Source organism: Citrobacter sp. Cpo065 (assembly GCF_030332805.1).
Classification (GTDB): domain Bacteria; phylum Pseudomonadota; class Gammaproteobacteria; order Enterobacterales; family Enterobacteriaceae; genus Citrobacter; species Citrobacter portucalensis.
Genome location: NZ_JAOWHC010000034.1, coordinates 477,191 through 495,841, shown reverse-complemented (window position 1 = coordinate 495,841; position 18,651 = coordinate 477,191). Strand labels below are relative to the sequence as shown.

General features: G+C 52.2%; 15 protein-coding genes and 1 pseudogene. 12 read left to right on the top strand and 4 right to left on the bottom strand.

Going from position 1 to position 18,651, the window contains the following annotated elements; genetic code table 11:
* The first annotated feature begins 132 nt into the window (after positions 1-132).
* From OGY68_RS18470 to OGY68_RS18455, 4 genes are read left to right on the top strand one after another with little or no spacing between them, the layout of a single operon-like run.
* Positions 133-2,115 (top strand): type VI secretion system Vgr family protein, encoded by a 1,983-nt coding sequence (locus OGY68_RS18470; protein WP_286617313.1) that lies wholly within the window; start codon positions 133-135, stop codon positions 2,113-2,115.
* Positions 2,112-2,540, top strand: a complete 429-nt coding sequence (locus tag OGY68_RS18465; RefSeq protein ID WP_008784877.1) for a DcrB-related protein — start codon at positions 2,112-2,114, stop codon at positions 2,538-2,540. Before OGY68_RS18470 ends, OGY68_RS18465 begins: the two co-directional genes overlap by 4 nt.
* 23 nt (positions 2,541-2,563) lie before the next feature.
* Positions 2,564-7,126 (top strand): RHS repeat-associated core domain-containing protein, encoded by a 4,563-nt coding sequence (locus OGY68_RS18460; protein ID WP_057068749.1) that lies wholly within the window; start codon positions 2,564-2,566, stop codon positions 7,124-7,126.
* An 11-nt stretch (positions 7,127-7,137) separates the two neighbouring features.
* A complete protein-coding gene (locus tag OGY68_RS18455) occupies positions 7,138-7,434 on the top strand; it encodes a hypothetical protein (protein ID WP_125363241.1) in 297 nt (98 codons plus the stop codon).
* Between the two features lie 61 nt (positions 7,435-7,495).
* Here the strand turns inward: OGY68_RS18455 and OGY68_RS18450 are convergent, their stop codons facing one another.
* A complete protein-coding gene (locus tag OGY68_RS18450; protein WP_100247282.1) occupies positions 7,496-7,723 on the bottom strand; it encodes a SymE family type I addiction module toxin in 228 nt (75 codons plus the stop codon).
* Between OGY68_RS18450 and OGY68_RS18445 the strand changes: the two are divergent.
* The 3 genes and pseudogenes from OGY68_RS18445 to aldA form a co-directional block, all read left to right on the top strand.
* Positions 7,722-7,853, top strand: a pseudogene (locus OGY68_RS18445) (ISAs1 family transposase); the annotation flags it as partial. The gene OGY68_RS18450 and the pseudogene OGY68_RS18445 sit on opposite strands and share 2 nt — an antisense overlap.
* Positions 7,854-7,948: 95 nt before the next feature.
* Entirely contained in the window at positions 7,949-8,746 is a 798-nt protein-coding gene (locus OGY68_RS18440; RefSeq protein ID WP_188093448.1) for a YdcF family protein, read from the top strand.
* A gap of 199 nt (positions 8,747-8,945) precedes the next feature.
* Positions 8,946-10,385 (top strand): aldehyde dehydrogenase, encoded by a 1,440-nt coding sequence (aldA, locus tag OGY68_RS18435; RefSeq protein ID WP_275382853.1) that lies wholly within the window; start codon positions 8,946-8,948, stop codon positions 10,383-10,385.
* A gap of 41 nt (positions 10,386-10,426) precedes the next feature.
* Here aldA and OGY68_RS18430 read toward each other — a convergent pair whose 3' ends face one another.
* Together OGY68_RS18430 and gap are read right to left on the bottom strand one after the other, a co-directional pair.
* Positions 10,427-11,353, bottom strand: coding sequence for an alpha/beta hydrolase (locus OGY68_RS18430; protein ID WP_057068149.1), 927 nt, complete (start codon positions 11,351-11,353; stop codon positions 10,427-10,429).
* 126 nt (positions 11,354-11,479) lie between these two features.
* Positions 11,480-12,481 (bottom strand): type I glyceraldehyde-3-phosphate dehydrogenase, encoded by a 1,002-nt coding sequence (gap, locus tag OGY68_RS18425; RefSeq protein ID WP_008784871.1) that lies wholly within the window; start codon positions 12,479-12,481, stop codon positions 11,480-11,482.
* A 189-nt stretch (positions 12,482-12,670) separates the two neighbouring features.
* On the opposite strand from gap, the gene cybB reads away from it, so the two are divergent.
* A complete protein-coding gene (cybB, locus tag OGY68_RS18420) occupies positions 12,671-13,201 on the top strand; it encodes a cytochrome b561 (protein WP_008784870.1) in 531 nt (176 codons plus the stop codon).
* 38 nt (positions 13,202-13,239) lie between these two features.
* Here the strand turns inward: cybB and OGY68_RS18415 are convergent, their stop codons facing one another.
* Positions 13,240-14,166, bottom strand: a complete 927-nt coding sequence (locus OGY68_RS18415) for a DMT family transporter (protein WP_057068151.1) — start codon at positions 14,164-14,166, stop codon at positions 13,240-13,242.
* A gap of 260 nt (positions 14,167-14,426) precedes the next feature.
* Here OGY68_RS18415 and OGY68_RS18410 point away from each other — a divergent pair, with 260 nt between their 5' ends.
* The 4 genes from OGY68_RS18410 to OGY68_RS18395 all read left to right on the top strand — a co-directional run bounded on the left by OGY68_RS18410 (position 14,427) and on the right by OGY68_RS18395 (position 18,287).
* Positions 14,427-14,846: a translesion error-prone DNA polymerase V autoproteolytic subunit gene (locus OGY68_RS18410; RefSeq protein ID WP_003833182.1), complete on the top strand. Its 420-nt coding sequence runs from the start codon at positions 14,427-14,429 to the stop codon at positions 14,844-14,846.
* Between the two features lie 2 nt (positions 14,847-14,848).
* Positions 14,849-16,117 (top strand): Y-family DNA polymerase, encoded by a 1,269-nt coding sequence (locus OGY68_RS18405; protein WP_048214134.1) that lies wholly within the window; start codon positions 14,849-14,851, stop codon positions 16,115-16,117.
* A gap of 149 nt (positions 16,118-16,266) precedes the next feature.
* A complete protein-coding gene (ompA, locus tag OGY68_RS18400; RefSeq protein ID WP_032943541.1) occupies positions 16,267-17,313 on the top strand; it encodes a porin OmpA in 1,047 nt (348 codons plus the stop codon).
* A gap of 185 nt (positions 17,314-17,498) precedes the next feature.
* Positions 17,499-18,287 (top strand): hypothetical protein, encoded by a 789-nt coding sequence (locus tag OGY68_RS18395; protein ID WP_057068157.1) that lies wholly within the window; start codon positions 17,499-17,501, stop codon positions 18,285-18,287.
* Positions 18,288-18,651 lie beyond the last annotated feature (364 nt).

The window sequence follows — 18,651 nt, the reverse complement described above, 5'->3', positions numbered from 1 at the left end:
TTTTTAAATATTCTCATGATGAATTTATTCGGCTTGCATATAAAAAGGTTAACACTCGAAATAGTAAATAAAAATCACTCACAATAGCTTTCGATATGAGTGTGTTTACTGCTTTATCCCAGGAGTTTTTTTATGTCTACAGGATTACGTTTCACACTGGAGGTGGACGACCTGCCACCGGATGCGCTGGCCGTGGCGTCCTTTCACCTGGAGCAGTCCCTTTCCTCGTTGTTCACCCTCAATATTTCGCTGGTCAGCCAGCAGCTTCTCAGCATTGATTTCTCTCAGGTACTGGAAAAAACAGCCCATCTTAAAATCTGGCAGGGCACGGAGATACAGCGCCGGGTGAACGGTATTGTGACCTGGTTTGAGCAGGGGGAAAACGACGGACACCAGATGCTGTACAGCATGATTGTCCGGCCACCGGTGTGGCGTGCCTCCCTGCGGCAGAACTCCCGTATTTTTCAGAATGAGGACATTAAAAGCATTCTGGGGACGATATTGCAGGAAAACGGGGTGACGGACTGGAGTCCGCTGTTCAGTGAGGCGCATCCGGCGCGGGAATTCTGCGTGCAGTACGGTGAAACGGATTATGACTTTCTGGCGCGGATGGCGGCGGAGGAAGGACTGTTCTTTTACGAAGAGCACTCGCCTGACAGCGACGACCAGAGTCTGGTGCTGTGTGACACGGTGCGCTTTCTGCCGGAGGCGTTTGACATCCCGTGGAACCCGAATACCCGGACCGAAGTGAGCACGCCGTGCATCAGCCAGTTCCGCCACAGCGCACAGATACGCCCCTCTTCTGTCATTGGCAAGGACTACACCTTTAAACGCCCCGGCTGGGCGGGCCGCTTTGAGCAGCAGGGGCAGAACCAGGATTATCAGCGTACACAGTATGAAGTGTTTGATTATCCGGGGCGCTTCAAGGACGACCACGGGCAGAACTTCGCCCGCTGGCAGGTGGAGGGCTGGCGCAATAATGCCGAAGAGGCGCAGGGAAAAAGTCGTTCTCCGGCAATATGGCCGGGGCGGCGTATTCAGCTGACGGAACATCCGCAGGCGGGCCTGAACCGTGAATGGCAGGTGGTGAGCAGCGATTTGCAGGGGAAACAGCCGCAGGCGGTGGCGGGGCGTTCCGGTTCAGGGACCACCCTTGAGAATGATTTTACGGTGATACCGGCGGACAGGACGTGGCGGCCCCGGCCAATGGAAAAGCCGTCAGTGGACGGCCCGCAGTCAGCCACTGTTACCGGCCCGGAGGGGGAGGAAATCTTCTGTGACGAACATGGCCGGGTGCGGGTGAAGTTTAACTGGGACCGGTATAACCCGGCGAACCAGGACAGCTCGTGCTGGATACGGGTGGTGCAGGCGTGGGCGGGACCGGGGTTCGGCAACCTGGCGATACCGCGGGTGGGACAGGAGGTGATAGTGGACTTCCTGAACGGGGACCCTGACCAGCCAATCATCATGGGGCGGACGTACCATGCGGATAACCCGCCGCCTGGCGGTCTGCCGGGGACGAAGACGCAGATGACGATACGGTCGAAGACGTACAAGGGCAGCGGGTATAACGAGCTGATGTTCGAGGATAAAACAGGTCAGGAACTGTTGTCGATGCATGCGCAGAAGGACATGAAGACGACGGTACTCAACGATCAGGATACGGCGATCATTCGTAACCAGAGTCTGGTAGTGGGCAATAACCGGCTGAAAGTCGTGACCGCCAACGAAGATGTCAAAATTGACGGGCACCAGTTGCTCAATATTCGGCAGTTTCAGGAAGTGAATGTCAAAACCGATGTGACCTGTTTTAACGGCGGCGACAGGATAATGCAAAGCGCGGGAAACGTGGTCATCGGATCAGGTTCCATGATCCGGCTGGAATGTGGGGAGAGTGCACTGGAGTTGCATGCCGGGGGCGTGATTAACCTTAAGGGCAAGGCGTTTAACATCGTGGCTGAGGGTAACAGTCTCATTACGACAGGCACAGCTATGCTGGGCCTGAATCCGGAAGAGCCCGCCCCGGCTATTGGCGTTGTCGGTAAAAACCATAAAAAAGACTTAACCAGCATTATACAGGGATTATTCCCCGAAGAGACGGGGGGCGGAAAATGAACGCCATTTACCGCATGAATGAAGGCCATCTGGCGCTGACCGGAGAAGACTGGCTTGACTGCACGATGCAGGTTATCCGCAATACCCGCACCCACACCTCACTGGTGATCACCCGCGCAGTTATTGCCGGGGACAGGTCGTTTGATGACGAACTGGTATTCCAGTGGGCACAGGTGGCTGCACAGATCGATAACTATCAACAGACGCCACCCGTCACATTAACGTTGCCTTTATTGCCTGACTGTCCCGCCCGGGAAACGACGGCTACATATCTTCGTGAACCTTATTTTTGTTGCCAGCGCCAGCTGGCCGTACTGATGCCAGAACGGCGGCTGCTGATGCTGACCTGCACCGCACTGAATACCTTTAGCGAAGAGGACGAACGGTTCTGGCTGCAGGTTAAAAATACGCTGGACAGGGACTGAGATCAGACAGAGGACGTTTTGCCATGAGCAATCCGAACGCCGCCCGTCTGGGCGACGACATCATTCATACCAGTATTCTGGCCGATATACTGGAGGGAGCTTTTGAAGCGGCTATTTGCGTTGCTGTTGGGGTCGTCGTGGTTGCTGCTGCAGCCCCTCTTGCCGCCGCGGCGGCAACTGCTGCAGGCGTGTCAGCTGCGACGGTTGCGGCAGCGTCAGCCGCCGCAACAACCTGTACAGCCGCGGGCATTGTCGGAGGGCTGACCGTTTCGTTATCGGGTGCTTCTGAGGTTGTCGGCGATATTGCTCAGGGCGCGGCAAACTTTATCTCCCCCCCGTCACCGCAGGGGAAAATTGTGACGGGCTCTTTAAATGTGCAGACCAATAGTCTGCCTGCCGTCAGAGCTGCGGGGCGTCTGATGACTGCTGCCGAAAACGCCACGCGGGAAAAAATGGAGGCGGAAGAGAAGAAACGGCGGGAAGAAGAGGACGCCCGGATGTCCACCGGGATGAAAGTGCTGAACGGGGTGTCTGCACTGTTCAGCTATGGCAGCGAACTGCTGGGAGAGTTGATTAACCCTGTCGTGGCCGGGCCGTCAGGCGGAGTGGTGGAAGCTGAGCACGATGTGGTGCTATGCGAAAAACACCCACCGAATCCCATACAGTTTATGGCCGAAGGCTCTTCTCAGGTCAGTATCAATGGTCTGCCTGCTGTCCGCACCGGAGACCGGACAACCTGCGGCGGCACCGTTTCTACGGTGGTCTCTCCCAACGTCATCATCGGGGGGAAACCGGTTGTGGTTCGCCCTATTCATAGCGGCAAATCACCCGGCGTGGAAACCGCGCTGCTCGCGCTTTCCGTCCTGACGTGCCGCCCCACTAAGCTACTGAAACAGCTTCCCTGCATGATAATGGGGATGGCGGCGGCAATGCTTGCCAGTAAGATTGGCGAATCTGTGCGGGCACTGTGGAATCCGGTACATGCCGCGACGGGCGCGAAGGTTCTGAGCGGGGAAGAGGACTGTGATTTTGAGCTCCCGGCCCGTTTCCCTCTCATCTGGCAGCGCATCTACAACAGCCGTAACCCGCATGAAGGGCTCTTTGGTCGCGGCTGGCGCACCGCATTTGAAACCCGCGTGGTCAGGGAGGAGGAATACACCTGCTTCCATGATGAAGGGGGACGCGAACTCCGTTTTGTCTGTCCCCCGCCGGGTGAGGCAGGATTCAGTCCCGATGAAGGACTGTTATTTGCGCAGAGCGAACAGGGCATGGTGGTGATTGGTGATCTGGACGGCGCCACCTGGCGGCTCTATCTTCCGCACCCGCTAGCGCCCTCGCAGCTGCGCCTGCACCTGCTGTCGGATAATTATGGCAATGGCTTGCGGCTCCATTATGACGAACAGGATCGCCTGCAGGCGATTACCGATACCCAGGAAAGCCTGCGGGTGGTGCTGCATTATCAGGACTTACACTCCCCGCAGCGTCCGACCCGGATCACTGAGCATATGCTCACCCCGGACACCCCCGGTGGCGAGCCGGTTCATCGGCTACTGATGTCCTACGACTACACCCCGCAGGGGGAACTGTGCCGTGTGACCGATGCGGATGATGTCTGCCTGCGTGAATTTGATTACACCCCGGACGCCCTGATGGCAGGGCACCGGATGCCCGGCGGGGCCCGTCACCGCTATCAGTGGAAAAAGTTCAGCGACGGCTGGCGGGTGGTGGCCTATGAGTCCCGCGGAGGTGACAGCGCCACGATTGGTTATGACCTGACACAGGGCGTGACCACCGTCACCCATGGCGGTGGCGAAACGCACCGGCATGAATGGGATCATCGCTATCTGGTGGAGAAGTACACCGATGAATCCGGGCAGGTATGGGGCTATGAGTGGAACGAGGACGGGCAGCTTTCGCGTACCGTCGACCCGTTGGGTGCCAGCAGAGCATATCACTATGATAATGCGGGAAACATGATTCTGGAGACCGGCCCGCTGGGCCGGGCCGTCTGTACACGCTGGCTTGAAGACCGGGCGCTGCCTGTTCAGGTCAGCGGGCCGGAGGGAAGCGTACACCAGTATTTTTATGATGCGAACTTTGGTCTGCGTGCAGAAATCAATGCACTCGGGCTGTGCTGCTATTACCGTCGTGATGAATGGGGCCAGGTCGTCGAATTCACAGATGAAAAGGGCGGCGTACAACGCTTTAGCTGTAATGAGCGTGGGCAGCTTATCAGCGTTCAGGACTGTTCCGGGAAAGCAACGCAGTACCGGTACGATGCGGCTTACAGGCTGGCCGAGGAGGTGGATGCGGCCGGGGAGAGTACCCGCTATGTTTACAGCCCGGCAGGCAGGCTAAAAATGGTTTCCGGTGCGGAGGACTGGACGGCCAGCCTGTCCTGGACGGCACAGGGGCTGCCGGAAAGCTACCGGGTGGGACACAATAATCCGGTGCGCTGGCAGTATGATGCCTGTGGGCGGGTGAGCGTGGTGACCGACCCGCTGGGCCATACCGTGCGGCGTGAATATGACGCGCGCAACCGGCTGACGCGTTTGTATAACGAAAGTGGTGAGCTGTACCGGTTTATCCACGGCATAAATGGGCATCTGACGGAAGAGCGGGGTCTGGATGGTGTTATCACCCACTACGAATACGATGTCTGTGACCGGGTGGTCAGTAAAACCTGGGCGGCCGGCACGCCGGATGCGCTGACGCACCGCTGGCAGTATAACGCAGCCGGGGAAGTGACCGGTAAGCAAACGCCGGACGGGCACACGGTCTACCGGTACACGGCGGGAGGGCTCCTGCAGATGGCGTTGTTTTATCCACCGGGAGCGGAGAGCCCTGCGCAACGCGTGCTGCTGGAGCACGACCGGCTGGGGCGGCTGACGTCGGAAGAGAATAACTCAGGCCGGGTGAGCTACAGCCTGGATGAACTGGGTAACCGGACATCCGTCCGGCTACCGGATGGCCGCAGCCTGAAAACGCTGTACTACGGCAGCGGTCATGCGCTGAGTATCAGCCTGGATGAGCGGCTGATTACGGAATTTACCCGTGACAACCTGCACCGGGAAATCAGTCGAACGCAGGGCGGCCTGACGACACGCACGCGTTATGACCGACTGGGGCGGCAGGCGCGCCGGGAAATCTACCGCAAAGAGAACGGGATGCGGCCGGTGGAGGCGTGGCACTGGCAGTACGACAGCCGCCACAACCTGCTGAGTGAAACGCAAATCAGCGACTACCGCTATCAGGGCTACCATTACGATGACGGTGACCACGTCTGTCGCCACGACACCAGTTTTCGTGGGGTGACGCATCATACGTACGATGTGGCGGGTAACCTGCTGACGGCGTCGCAGGCAGGGCTGTCGCTGAAGTATAACCGGCAGCCTCAGTGCGGTAATGGTGCGTGCAGGTATGATGTTTACGGCCGGATGGTGCAGAAACCGGGCCCGGGTGGCCTGTGGCGCTACGGTTATGACAGTGAACACCGGATGACGGAAGCGGTGCTGGACACACCGGACGCAACCGGGGCCGGAAATACGCGACACCGGGTGATTTTTACCTACGATCCGTTTGGGCGGCGAACAGAAAAGCGCAGCGAGGTGACGGTATCTGCGCCGGATGACGGGCGTGTCACCGGGACGCAGGAGGTGACGACCTTTGTGTGGGAAGGGTTCCGGCTACTGGCGGAGACCCGCAACGGACAGTCGCTGGTGTACGTGTACGAAGGGGCGGGGAGTTACACGCCGCTGGCGAGGGTTTACGGCACCGGCGACAAACAGCGTGTGGACTACTACCGCTGCAGCCATAACGGTATGCCGCAGGCGCTGACGGATGAGGACGGGAAACTGCACTGGCGTCAGGATGTGGATACGTGGGGAGAAACGCGGTCGGAATACGCGGATGAAGAGGGAAGCAGGTGGCGGAAGATATGGGGTGGTGCGCCGGAAGAGAACCTGCGGTTCGCGGGTCAGTATCTGGACAGGGAAACGGGGCTTCACTACAATACATTCAGGTATTATGCGCCGGATATGGGGCGGTTTATTACGCCGGACCCGATAGGGCTGGCGGGGGGACTGAATCAGTATGCATATGCGCCGAATCCACTGACGTGGATCGATCCGCTTGGATTAAGAAAATGTACCAGCGGTTTTTCAAGTGCAGACGATGCAGCAAGAGCTGCTTTAAATAAATATAATCCGATGTCTATATTTAAAAACAGAGAATACGGCGGGATTATATACAGAGCTAAAGACGGTTCTTATGGATATACACGTGGTCGTTTAGGAACTGGCAGAACAGCACCGACATTTAAAGACTCTGCAGGAGGTTTACCCAAAGGTTCGACGCCAGTCGGGCAATATCATACGCACGGCGATTATTCGGACAGAGGTTTTAACCGGACGAATAAAGCTGGTGACTATCACAATAGTGATGTATTCTCGTCAACTGATATAAATATTCATAACCGTGCGAATAGTACATTCCCTGATTATACTGATGCTTTAGGAACACCAAGTGGCGGGTTCTGGAAGATTTTTGGTAGAGTCAGCAACCATAGTGATGCAACACCTTTATAACGGGGGAATGTATGAACCAAAATGAATTTATTTTTACTATTGATAAGAAATACACTCCGTATTTATTAAAGGCTATAGTCGCGGCTCAAGATAATGGAATATATGATATAAGCAATTTCTATATTTCATTTAAACAACATATGCGAAAAGATATTGGTAAGGAAATATATTCTATCAGATTTTATTCAGTAGAAATAACAGATGAAAACTGGATGGATATAGGATGCGGTGGAATCGAGGTTTTTGATACAAATGTGGATCTTGATATAAAAACCTGTGAAGTTATTGCGGTTTACGGTAGTAGATAAGTCTCAATATTCTATTGAGCAATGTAAAAGCCGGAAGAAAAAACTTCCGGTTTTTTATTATTTAATCCCCGTTCAGCATACTAAACATCCCGTCTTTAATTCCCTTAACCACCTGCTTCGCCAGATAAAGCTGCTCGCGGAGCTCCTGCACCTCGTTACAGTCCGCCATCAGCACAATGCACCCGTCTGAAATCTTCACCGTCACGCCGCGTCCGGTCTCAAATCCTGCCTCTTTCAGCCAGTCGCCCTTGAGGTGCAGGCTGGGATGCTGTGAGTAATATGTGGTCATATTTTCTGGTATAAGACATATTGCGGTAAATATTTTGACAGAAAATAAGGAATTCAAAGCAGGGCTGAGAAGAGCGACGATGGACAGAGAGTACCTCGCGTCAGTCCTTGCGGGGCGCGGGGTTTCGTAATCTTGCCCTACTTGGCTCCCTTTTCGTCTTTCAGCGCTCTCACCTGGCCATTGTGATAGAGTGCCGTATTCTGCGACGAATAAACACCAGGAGTCATCAATATGAGTCAGTTTCCGACACTTTCCGCAACCACCCTTGCGGCTATCAATACCGTAGGGCGATGGCTGGCGCAGAATGATTTTACGGGGAATATCACCGTTCAGTCAGATTGCGTGATTCTGGCAGGAAACGCGGTTATTCCGACCATCGACGCCGCCTGTCGGATCGCGAAAGAGCAACAGGTTCCCTTGCTGATTAGCGGTGGCATCGGTCATTCCACGCGCTTTCTGTATGATGCGATTGCCCAGCATCCGCGTTATAACATCATTCGTACTACCGGACGCGCGGAAGCGGCGATCCTTGCCGATATTGCTCACCAGTTCTGGCAAATTCCGGGTGAGAAAATTTGGGTGGAAGATCAGTCGACAAACTGCGGTGAGAATACCCGGTTTAGCTGTGCATTACTGAATCAGGCGGCAGAAAGTATTCATACCGTCATAGTGGTGCAGGATCCCACTATGCAACGCCGCACAATGGCCACGTTTCAGCGCGTCACCCGCGATGAGCCGCATGCGCCGCGCTGGTTGAGTTTCCCTGGTTTCATCCCTGAACTGTCTCAACAGCACAACGGCGTGGATTTTGTGCCTGCCGCAGAAGGTCTGTGGTCGGTAGAACGCTACCTTTCTCTCATTACCGGTGAACTTCCGCGTCTGCGTGATGATGCAACTGGCTACGGGCCCTGTGGACACGATTTTATCGTACATGTTGATATACCCCAGGACGTCGAGCAAGCCTGGCAGCAGCTAAAAAATGATACCGCGCTGACCGACTTACTGGAGAGCCGTTCTCTGTAATTCTTGCTGCCCGTTTGTCGGCGTTTTACGGCAAACGGGCAGAAATCCCACCTGGTTTTTCTCTTTATTCTTACTTTTCCAGACGCTTTTATGAAGCAGTTCACAGAACCGCCACTCCAGCGATAATGTGTCATGCATGATTGATATTAATTAACAATAGTTTTACTTGTTAAAAACAAATCAATCACAGGAGAGCCGTATGTCAGTACCCGTACAACATCCTATGTATATCGATGGGCAGTTTGTGACCTGGCACGATGACGCCTGGATTGATGTCGTCAATCCGGCCACGGAAGAGATTATCTCGCGTATTCCCGATGGGCGTGCCGAAGATGCGCGTAAAGCGATCGATGCCGCGGATCGCGCTCAGCCGCAATGGGAAGCGTTGCCTGCCATTGAACGGGCAAACTGGTTACGCAAAATTTCTACAGGTATCCGCCAGCGAGCCGATGAAATCAGCGCGTTGATTGTGGCGGAAGGTGGAAAAATTCAACAACTGGCTGACGTTGAAGTCGCGTTTACCGCTGACTATATCGATTACATGGCGGAGTGGGCGCGTCGCTATGAAGGCGAGATCCTGCAAAGCGATCGCCCAGGTGAGAATATATTGCTGTTTAAGCGTGCACTGGGCGTGACGACGGGCATTCTGCCGTGGAACTTCCCGTTTTTCCTGATTGCCCGCAAACTGGCTCCCGCCTTGCTGACGGGAAATACCATCGTCATTAAGCCGAGTGAATTCACACCGAATAACGCCATCGCCTTTGCCAAAATTGTTGATGACATTGGTTTACCGCGCGGAGTCTTTAACCTGGTGCTGGGACGCGGTGAAACGGCCGGGCAGGAGCTGGCCGGAAACCCGAAGGTCGCCATGGTGAGCATGACCGGTAGCGTCGGTGCGGGTGAGAAAATTATGGCCGCAGCGGCCAAAAACATCACCAAAGTTTGTCTGGAGTTGGGTGGCAAGGCCCCGGCTATTGTGATGGACGATGCTGACCTTGAGCTGGCGGTGAAGGCTATTGTTGACTCGCGGGTGATCAATACCGGACAGGTATGCAACTGTGCCGAGCGCGTATACGTTCAGAAAGGTATCTATGACCAGTTCGTTAATCGTCTGGGTGAGGCGATGAAAGCCGTGCAGTTTGGCAATCCGGCCGAACGCAATGACATTGCGATGGGGCCGCTGATTAATGCCGCTGCGCTGGCGCGTGTAGAGCAAAAAGTCGAGCGAGCGGTGCAGGAAGGCGCCCGTGTGGTGCTGGGTGGTAAAGCCGTTGCTGGTAAAGGTTATTACTATCCGCCGACGTTACTGTTAGACGTGCGCCAGGATATGGCGATTATGCACGAGGAGACGTTTGGTCCGGTGCTGCCGGTGGTGGAATTTGATACGCTGGAACAGGCACTGACGATGGCCAATGACAGCGACTACGGACTGACCTCATCGATCTATACGCAGAATCTGAATACGGCAATGAAGGCGATTAAGGGGCTGAAGTTTGGCGAAACCTATATTAATCGCGAAAACTTCGAGGCGATGCAGGGCTTCCACGCTGGCTGGCGCAAGTCCGGGATTGGCGGGGCAGATGGTAAACACGGTCTGAATGAATACCTGCAAACACAGGTAGTGTATTTGCAGTCTTAAGTTTTTCGCCGGGTGAGCCTGTACGCCACCTGGCGCAATTCTCACACTTTGGTGGCGATCCAGTTCATCATCATTTCCGGCCAGATGGCCAGCGGTAACCCTTGCGCATCGCGAATACCAAATCCGTGCTTACCGCGTTCAAACAGATGCATTTCGACCGGAACGCCCAGCCCACGTAGCGAATTAAAGAAAACCAGGCTGTTTTCTACTTTCACCGCCGGATCGTCGATGGCGTGTAGCAGGAATGTCGGCGGTGTCGTGTTATCCACTCGCTCTTCCAGAGAATAGTGGCGCAGATCTTCCTTTTCGGGCGTAGCGCCAACCAGCTCAAGACGAGAGCCCGGGTGACCGATGTCTTCGCGCAGAGTAATCACCGGGTAGACCAACGCCATGAACGCAGGACGCGTTGGTTGCTCGTCTATGCTATCAATCGGTGTATAAACCGGTTCGGCAAACCGGGTTCCCAGACTGGCGGCTACGTGACCACCGGAAGAGAAGCCCAACACACCGATACGATCAGGGTTAATTTTCCATTCATGGGCGTTGGCGCGAATGTAGCGCATGGCGCGCTGGGCATCGGCCAGCGGCGCGTTTGCACCTTCCTCATGGCCATCACCTGGCATGCGGTAGGTCATCACAAACAGGGTATAACCGCGGGCGTTAAAGAATGGTGCCAGTACGCTGCCTTCTTTATCCATCACCACGCGACGGTAATAACCTCCCGGTGTAACAAGGATCCCTACGCCGTTAGGTTTTTCGGGGGCATAAACGGTAATTTCCGGGGCGCGAATACCGGTGACAGCACGATCATACTGAGATGTTCCTGTATGTCGGGGTTCTGGCGTAAAGACCGCATCGCTGTTTTTTGCTCCGGGGGCTTCACTCTGCGGCCAGAATGAGACGGTGGTTGCGTGGGCAACGGCTTGCTCCATCATGTTTTCTAACGTTTCACGACTCAGTGCTTCCATTACTATGCTCCCTCAGTGGCAAAGGTTAGCTATAGCACAGTCAGTGAATTGAAAACGGGGAGAGACTCACAACGTATTGAATTCGCGGGAAATGAAAGAGGGCGGAGGCTGGCCTCCGCCAGAACATTAGAGCTTGATAAATTTATCCAGCGTACGAATAAGCTGGGTGACAAAACCGTATTCGTTATCGTACCAGGCGACGGTTTTTACCAGTTGCAGATCGCCCACTTCGGTAATCTCGGTTTGTGTTGCATCAAATACCGAACCGAAATGCGAGCCAATGACATCTGACGAGACGATTTCCTCGTCGGTATAACCAAACGACTCATTATTTTGCGTGGCTTTTTTCAGCGCGTTGTTGACCTCTTCAGCAGTGACTTTTTTCCCCAATATCGATACCAGTTCCGTGACAGATCCTGTTTTCACCGGAACACGCTGGGCATGGCCTTTTAATTTTCCGCTCAACGCCGGAATAACCAGACCAATGGCCTTGGCGGCACCAGTGGTATGGGGAATGATGTTCTCTGCTGCTGCCCGCGAGGCGCGCAGATCTTTCCCGCGTGGACCATCAACCAGCGACTGCGTTCCCGTGTAGGCGTGGATGGTGGTCATAGTGCCAAGCTGAATACCGAAGCTATCGTGCAGCGCTTTCGCCATCGGTGCCAGGCAGTTGGTGGTGCACGATGCGACCGAGATAATCCGATCGTTCGCATCCATTGTGTCGTCGTTGACGTTAAAGACAATGGTCTTCATGTCGCCAGCCGGGGCGGATATCAGCACTTTTTTGGCACCTGCATCCAGGTGCGCGTTGGCTTTTTCTGTCGAGGTATAAAAACCGGTGCATTCGATGATTATCTCAGCGCCAGTGGTTTTCCACGGGATATTTTTGGCCTCTTTTTCTGCGTAAACCGCGATTTTTTTACCGTCGACAATCAGCGCGTCTTCGGTAAAGTCGATGCTCCAGGGAAACGGGCCGTAGTTTGAATCGTGCTTTAACAGATAGGCGAGAATTTTGGGCGAGGTGAGGTCATTAATGGCCACAACCTCCACGTTGCTTTTGACTTCCAGTAGCCGACGCAATACCAGACGGCCGATACGACCAAAACCGTTAATGCCAATTTTACTCATGGTTTTCTCCTGTCAGGATGAGGCGGTACGACATATTTTCCTTACCAGGCTTAGTCCAGACAGGCATCCTCGGCAATAGCGGTTCTTGCGGTTAAGCGTAAGCGACTGAAAATGGGTGAACAAAAGTTAATGAATTTTTAACAAAAGCCCGTTATGTTGACGCATTATTGTTTTTATTCAGGAAGTGTTATGGGGAATAAGTATTCTGGCCTGCAAATCGGTATTCACTGGCTGGTCTTTTTGTTAGTTATTGTGGCCTATAGCGCCATGGAGTTTCGCGGATTTTTCCCGCGCAGCTATCGTCCCTTATTCAACATGGTGCACGTATCCTGTGGTATCACGATATTAACGCTGATGGTGGCGCGTCTGCTGGTCAGGCTGAAATATCCGGCACCGCCGATTGTGCCAAAACCAAAGCCAATGATGACCGGCATGGCGCATCTGGGGCATCTGGTTATCTATCTGTTGTTTATTGTGCTGCCTATTATTGGGCTGGTGATGATGTACAACCGGGGTAATCCGTGGATTGCATTCGGCATAGTTATGCCGCATGCGGCAGAGGCTAACTTTGATTTAGTGGATATGCTGAAGTCCTGGCACGTGACGCTGGCAAACCTGGGTTATTTTGTTATTGGTCTGCATGCCGTTGCCGCCCTGATGCATCACTATTTCTGGAAGGATAATACGCTGTTGCGCATGATGCCGCGTAAACGCTCCTGAGGTAATGCCCCGCAAATGCGGGGCATTTTTTTAGCCGATTAATTTTCGCAGGGTGGTGCTTTTCGTACGCTTTGAACCTGGGAGACGCGTTTTTTCAGGCTGACGATAGCCAGCGCAACAACAATCAGCATAATACCGCAGCCTTCAACAACGCCAGGCTCTTCACCCAGCAACCACCAGGAAAACAGAACGCCACAGACAGGTACCGCCAGCGTACTTAAGCTGGCAATACTGGCTGGTAAGTTACGCAACACAAACAGCCATAAACTCCATGCCAGCGCCGTCGCCAGCACGGCGCTATAAGCTAATGCCCAGAAAACGACAGGTTGCCAGTCTGGATCTCGCTGTGGAACCAGCCAGGCCACCAGGCTCATCACCAGCGCGGCATACAGCATCTGCCATGCGGTCAACGCTAACAGATCGATATTCGGATGGCGGGTATACATTCGCTTGGCGACAATCGCGCTGGCCCCCCAACTGATCCCAGAAAGGATCGCCAGTAGCGCGCTCTGCATTGAGGCAAAGTTCAGTTGCCATGGCTGTAAAACCAGCAATAATCCCGCAGCTGCCACGGCAATGGCGAAATACTGTAAACGCCGCATGCGTTCACCGAGGAAAATGGCGGCCATAATCACCACCCAGAATGGCATGGTATAACTCAGTATGGCTACTTTACCTGCGCCGCCGCTGACTAGCGCCCATTGTGATAATCCAACCATGCCGCATGTTTGTAGTAAGGCGATCGCTAACGTATAGCCGAAAGGTGTCGGGCGCATTCCTCGGCCACGCAGTAACAGAACGATGAATAACAATAATGCGCCAAAAGAACAGCGTAGTGCGGTAAAGTCGAACGCGCCGATGTAGTGCGTGACCTGTTTCATCGCGATCCAGCTGTAGCTCCAGATGAGCGTTAAGGTGATGAGGCCGCCAATGGCCAGCGGATGGCTTTTCCCTGCGGTGGTCATAATGTGTCCGTTTTAATGATTTTAGTACGCCACTATACGCGCTTTCAGGGCGCCGTAGTCGTTATCATTCCGGCTGAGTACATGTCGCGAAAATTTGTACTTTCCTCTGTGGAATAAAACCGAAAATTATTTTTCCAGATAGCATAAACGCTTACCGGCAAGATGGTTAAACAACGCTCAGTTCGCCACGTCTGTCACTTGATCACTGTCCTCATTAAAACTACTGTATATAAATACAGTCATATGAGAGGCAGATTATTATGTTGTTTTTCCAGCCAGTAGAACACCCCGAAATCAAACACTTCCCGCTATTTAGCGATCTCGTGCCCTGCGGTTTTCCTTCTCCTGCGCAGGATTACGTTGAGAAACGTATCGATCTTAACGACCTGTTGGTGCAGCATCCCAGCGCAACCTATTTTGTTAAATCGTCTGGCGACTCCATGATGGGGGCAGGGATCGGTGCTGGTGACTTGCTGGTAGTCGACAGTGCCAGAAAAGCGGCCCACGGAGACATTGTGATTGCTGCTATTGAAGGCGAATTCACCGTTAAGCGCCTGCAATTGCATCCGGTGGTGATGCTGAAGCCAGAGAACAGCGCCTACGCGCCGATCATGATCGGCAGCGAGGACACGCTGGATATATTTGGCGTGGTGACATTTATCATTAAATCCGCGGGCTGATTATGTTTGCGCTGGTGGATGTTAATTCGTTTTATGCCAGTTGTGAATCGGCATTCCGACCGGACCTGAAAGGTAAACCCGTTGTTGTTCTTTCAAATAATGATGGCTGCGTCATTGCCAGCAGCGCGGAAGCGAAGGCGCTTGGCGTCAATATGGGAGCACCATACTTCAAACAGAAAGATCTGTTCAGGCGCTGCGGCGTGTTCTGCTTTAGTTCGAACTACGAGCTGTATGCGGATATGAGCAGCAGGGTAATGTCGATTCTGGAGGAGCTGTCTCCGCGCGTGGAAATGTACAGTATCGATGAAGCCTTTTGTGATTTAACTGGCGTGCGAAACTGCAGGGATCTTACAGATTTTGGTCGTGAAATCAGAGAAACCATTTTACAGAAAACGCGCCTCACGGTTGGGGTCGGTATCGCCCAGACCAAAACCCTGGCCAAGCTGGCGAACCATGCTGCCAAAAAGTGGCAGGAACAGACTGACGGGGTGGTGGATCTCTCGAATATTGAGCGTCAGCGTAAGCTGATGGCTGCGCTCCCGGTTGATGAAGTCTGGGGTGTCGGACGCCGTATCAGTAAAAAACTGGACGCTATGGGCATTAAAACGGTCTGCGATCTAGCGGATACCGATATTCGCTTTATCCGCAAACATTTCAACGTTGTGCTTGAGCGCACTGTGCGGGAATTGCGCGGTGAACCGTGCCTGGCGTTGGAAGAGTTTGCGCCAGTTAAGCAGGAGATCATTTGTTCAAGATCGTTTGGTGAAAAACTCACGGATTACAATGCGATGAGAGAGGCTATTTGTACCTATGCTGCACGTGCTGCGGAAAAATTACGCAGAGAGCACCAGTTCTGCCGGTTTATCTCTACGTTTATCAAAACCAGCCCATTTTCCCTGAATGAACCGTATTACGGTAACAGCGCATCGATAAAACTGCTGACACCAACCCAGGATAGTCGGGAAATTATAAGGGCGGCCACACGTAGCCTGGACGCAATATGGCGGGAGGGGCTGCGTTATCAAAAAGCAGGGGTCATGCTGGGCGATTTTTTTAGTTCTGGCGTTGCGCAGTTGAATCTGTTTGATGACAACGCCCCACGGCATAACAGCGATAAGCTGATGGCCGTTCTGGATACGCTCAATGCTGAAAAAGGTAAAGGAACGCTCTATTTTGCCGGACAAGGTATACAACAACCGTGGGCGATGAAGCGAGATATGCTCTCACCGCGTTATACAACGAGATACAGTGATTTACTGCGGGTTGGGTAGGGTGGTTATCGTAAATAAGTCTTAAGAGCGATTCTAAAACTGTCCAGAAATAAATAAAAAAACGATTATCAGCCTTCATTAAAAATCTTATTGTAGCGCCGACTAACAGATAACTAACTGACAAACGGCAAGTCTATAATAGGAAATTTATGAAAAAGACGCTTATTACACTCATTATTGCAAATGCACTGACCGCGACTACGGCATTTGCCGCAGCGGATGCGGGAACCTGGTATGCTGGTGGGAAATTTGGTTGGTCGCATTACTTTGATACCAGCGCAAGCCAGCAAACGGGGGCTAATGGTAATAAATATGGTGATGTTGGTTTTGATAGCGATAACGTCGGTGGCGGGGTATTTACAGGCTACCAGATTACTCCATGGCTGGCAGTTGAAGGCGGCTATGATTATTTAGGTAATATGCAATTCAACGGTAAAAATGGTTCTTCTGGTTCTCAAATGAAAAGCCAGGGTCTGCAATTATCGCTGAAAGCAAGTTATGGTTTGACTGATGATTGGGATCTCTACGGTCGTGCAGGGGCAATGGGATATCGCGCGGAGTCAGATATTAAAGGCAATAACCGCTTTGATACTGGTGTGCGTCCGGTTGTGGCTGTTGGTACGGAATATGCCTTTAACAAGAACTGGGCTGGTCGCGTGGAATATCAATGGGTGAGCAATGTGGGTAATGAAAACCAGATTGGCGTATCAAGTGATGTTAGTTCCGTTACCGCTGGGTTGTCATATCGTTTTGGCCAGCATGATGACGCGGAGGTTACGCCTGCACCGGCAGTTGCCGCAACTCCTGCGCCTGAACCTCAGCGTTTTAACTTAAAATCTGATGTGATGTTTGGTTATGATTCAGCAGCATTAACCCCAGAAGGGAAAGCGGCGATTGCGCAGTTATACCGAAATCCCGGTCTGCAACCGGCCAAAGACAAAGCGACCGTTGTTATTGGCTATAGCGATCGCACCGGAGCCGCAGATTATAACCAGCAACTGTCAGCCCAGCGCGCGCAGGCTGTTGCCGATGAATTAGTCGCGTTAGGCATGCCAGCTGCAAATATTACTGCACAAGGACATGGTTCGAGTGATTCTGTCACGGGATCCAGTTGTGATGGGCAGACCGGACAGCAGCTGATTAATTGCCTTGCTCCAGATCGCCATGTCGTTGTTGAGATCACTGATAAGTACTAAATCGGTGTACAAAAGCCCTCCACATTATCGAATGGGGAGGGCTTTTTTATTCGCACAGTGGACTATCATTAACTGTGACAAATTAAAGATGTTAGAGCGTAATTATGTTCATAGAATCCTTAGTTTCGAGAGCTAAAGGTAGATTATGGCGTTATTTTCTGCCACGGTTTACTCTGAAAAATCATGTGGATGATCAAGTATATAATTACTATGGTGTTTATTTTTCGGATGTAAAACAAGAAAAATATCAGCTTGTGAGCCTAAGAGGCAAAAATGTTGTGCTTGAAAAATGGCATGCTGAGCAGCACGCCTATATGGAGAAAATAAACCTTCCACTCAATGATATTGAAAAAATGAATGTTGAGATTATTCATTGGAGAAAGCAAGGTCCGTTAAGGTTTGATTCGATTTTTCTTTTTGCAATAAATTATTTTACGCGTATTGCTTATGCAAAAAATGCTCTGACGAGAGCAAAAAGCAATCTCTTTTCTTCATTCGCCAGTAACAAGGCGTTGAATGGACTTGATCGTATAATGTTGCTACAGATGCTGGTGAACGAATATGTACATCAATCGCCAGAGAAAACTCACACTGGAGCGACATGTGATGAGGTTATTGATCTATTGTACGGGACGCTTTGGTATAAACATATCAAGAATGAAGATTTCAGGAGGAAGGTCTTTCTGCTGCTCCAGTCACTTGTAATTACAGAAGATGTCAGATTTAGTGATAAAAAATATTATATACAAGGCAAGGCTATTTCAACAATTGTTTCATGGGAATCTGAAGATAAACGGGAAAAGCAGCAGATCAGGATCCAGAAAAATATTAGTCGTTTGATGCTTGTGATTACCGCGTCCACATTGATGATCACCCTGGCAATACTGGCTCAGGCAGGTCTTATTAATCTACATAATCTTTGGGTGCATCTGACACAGTTAAAGCCAATCAGGGTGTTGTTCAAATTAATATGATAAAACACAGTTTTGTTTTAGTCCTGGCAGGAATACAAACTAGAGATGTTGCGTTTCGCTACTGCCGTACTCCTTGAAATGCTGAATAATATCCGTTCCCTCGCGATGGCCTGTGATGAGGTATTGATAAATCTGCTGCGGTGAACCATAAATTAGTAATCCTGGTTGCCCTGGGCGTTATCGTTCGGTTTTTTCATTGGGGTGGAAAGTTCCGTGAATGTTGCGGTGACGTCCTGATCGGGGCAGTGATCATGATGTTTGCAGCAGCTCACCTCCCAAACGTAACGTTCACTATCCCGCAAGTTGGCGAGGTCACATTTACACACAATGAGATCGTGTTTGTGTTGGGTATGCTCGGTTATAA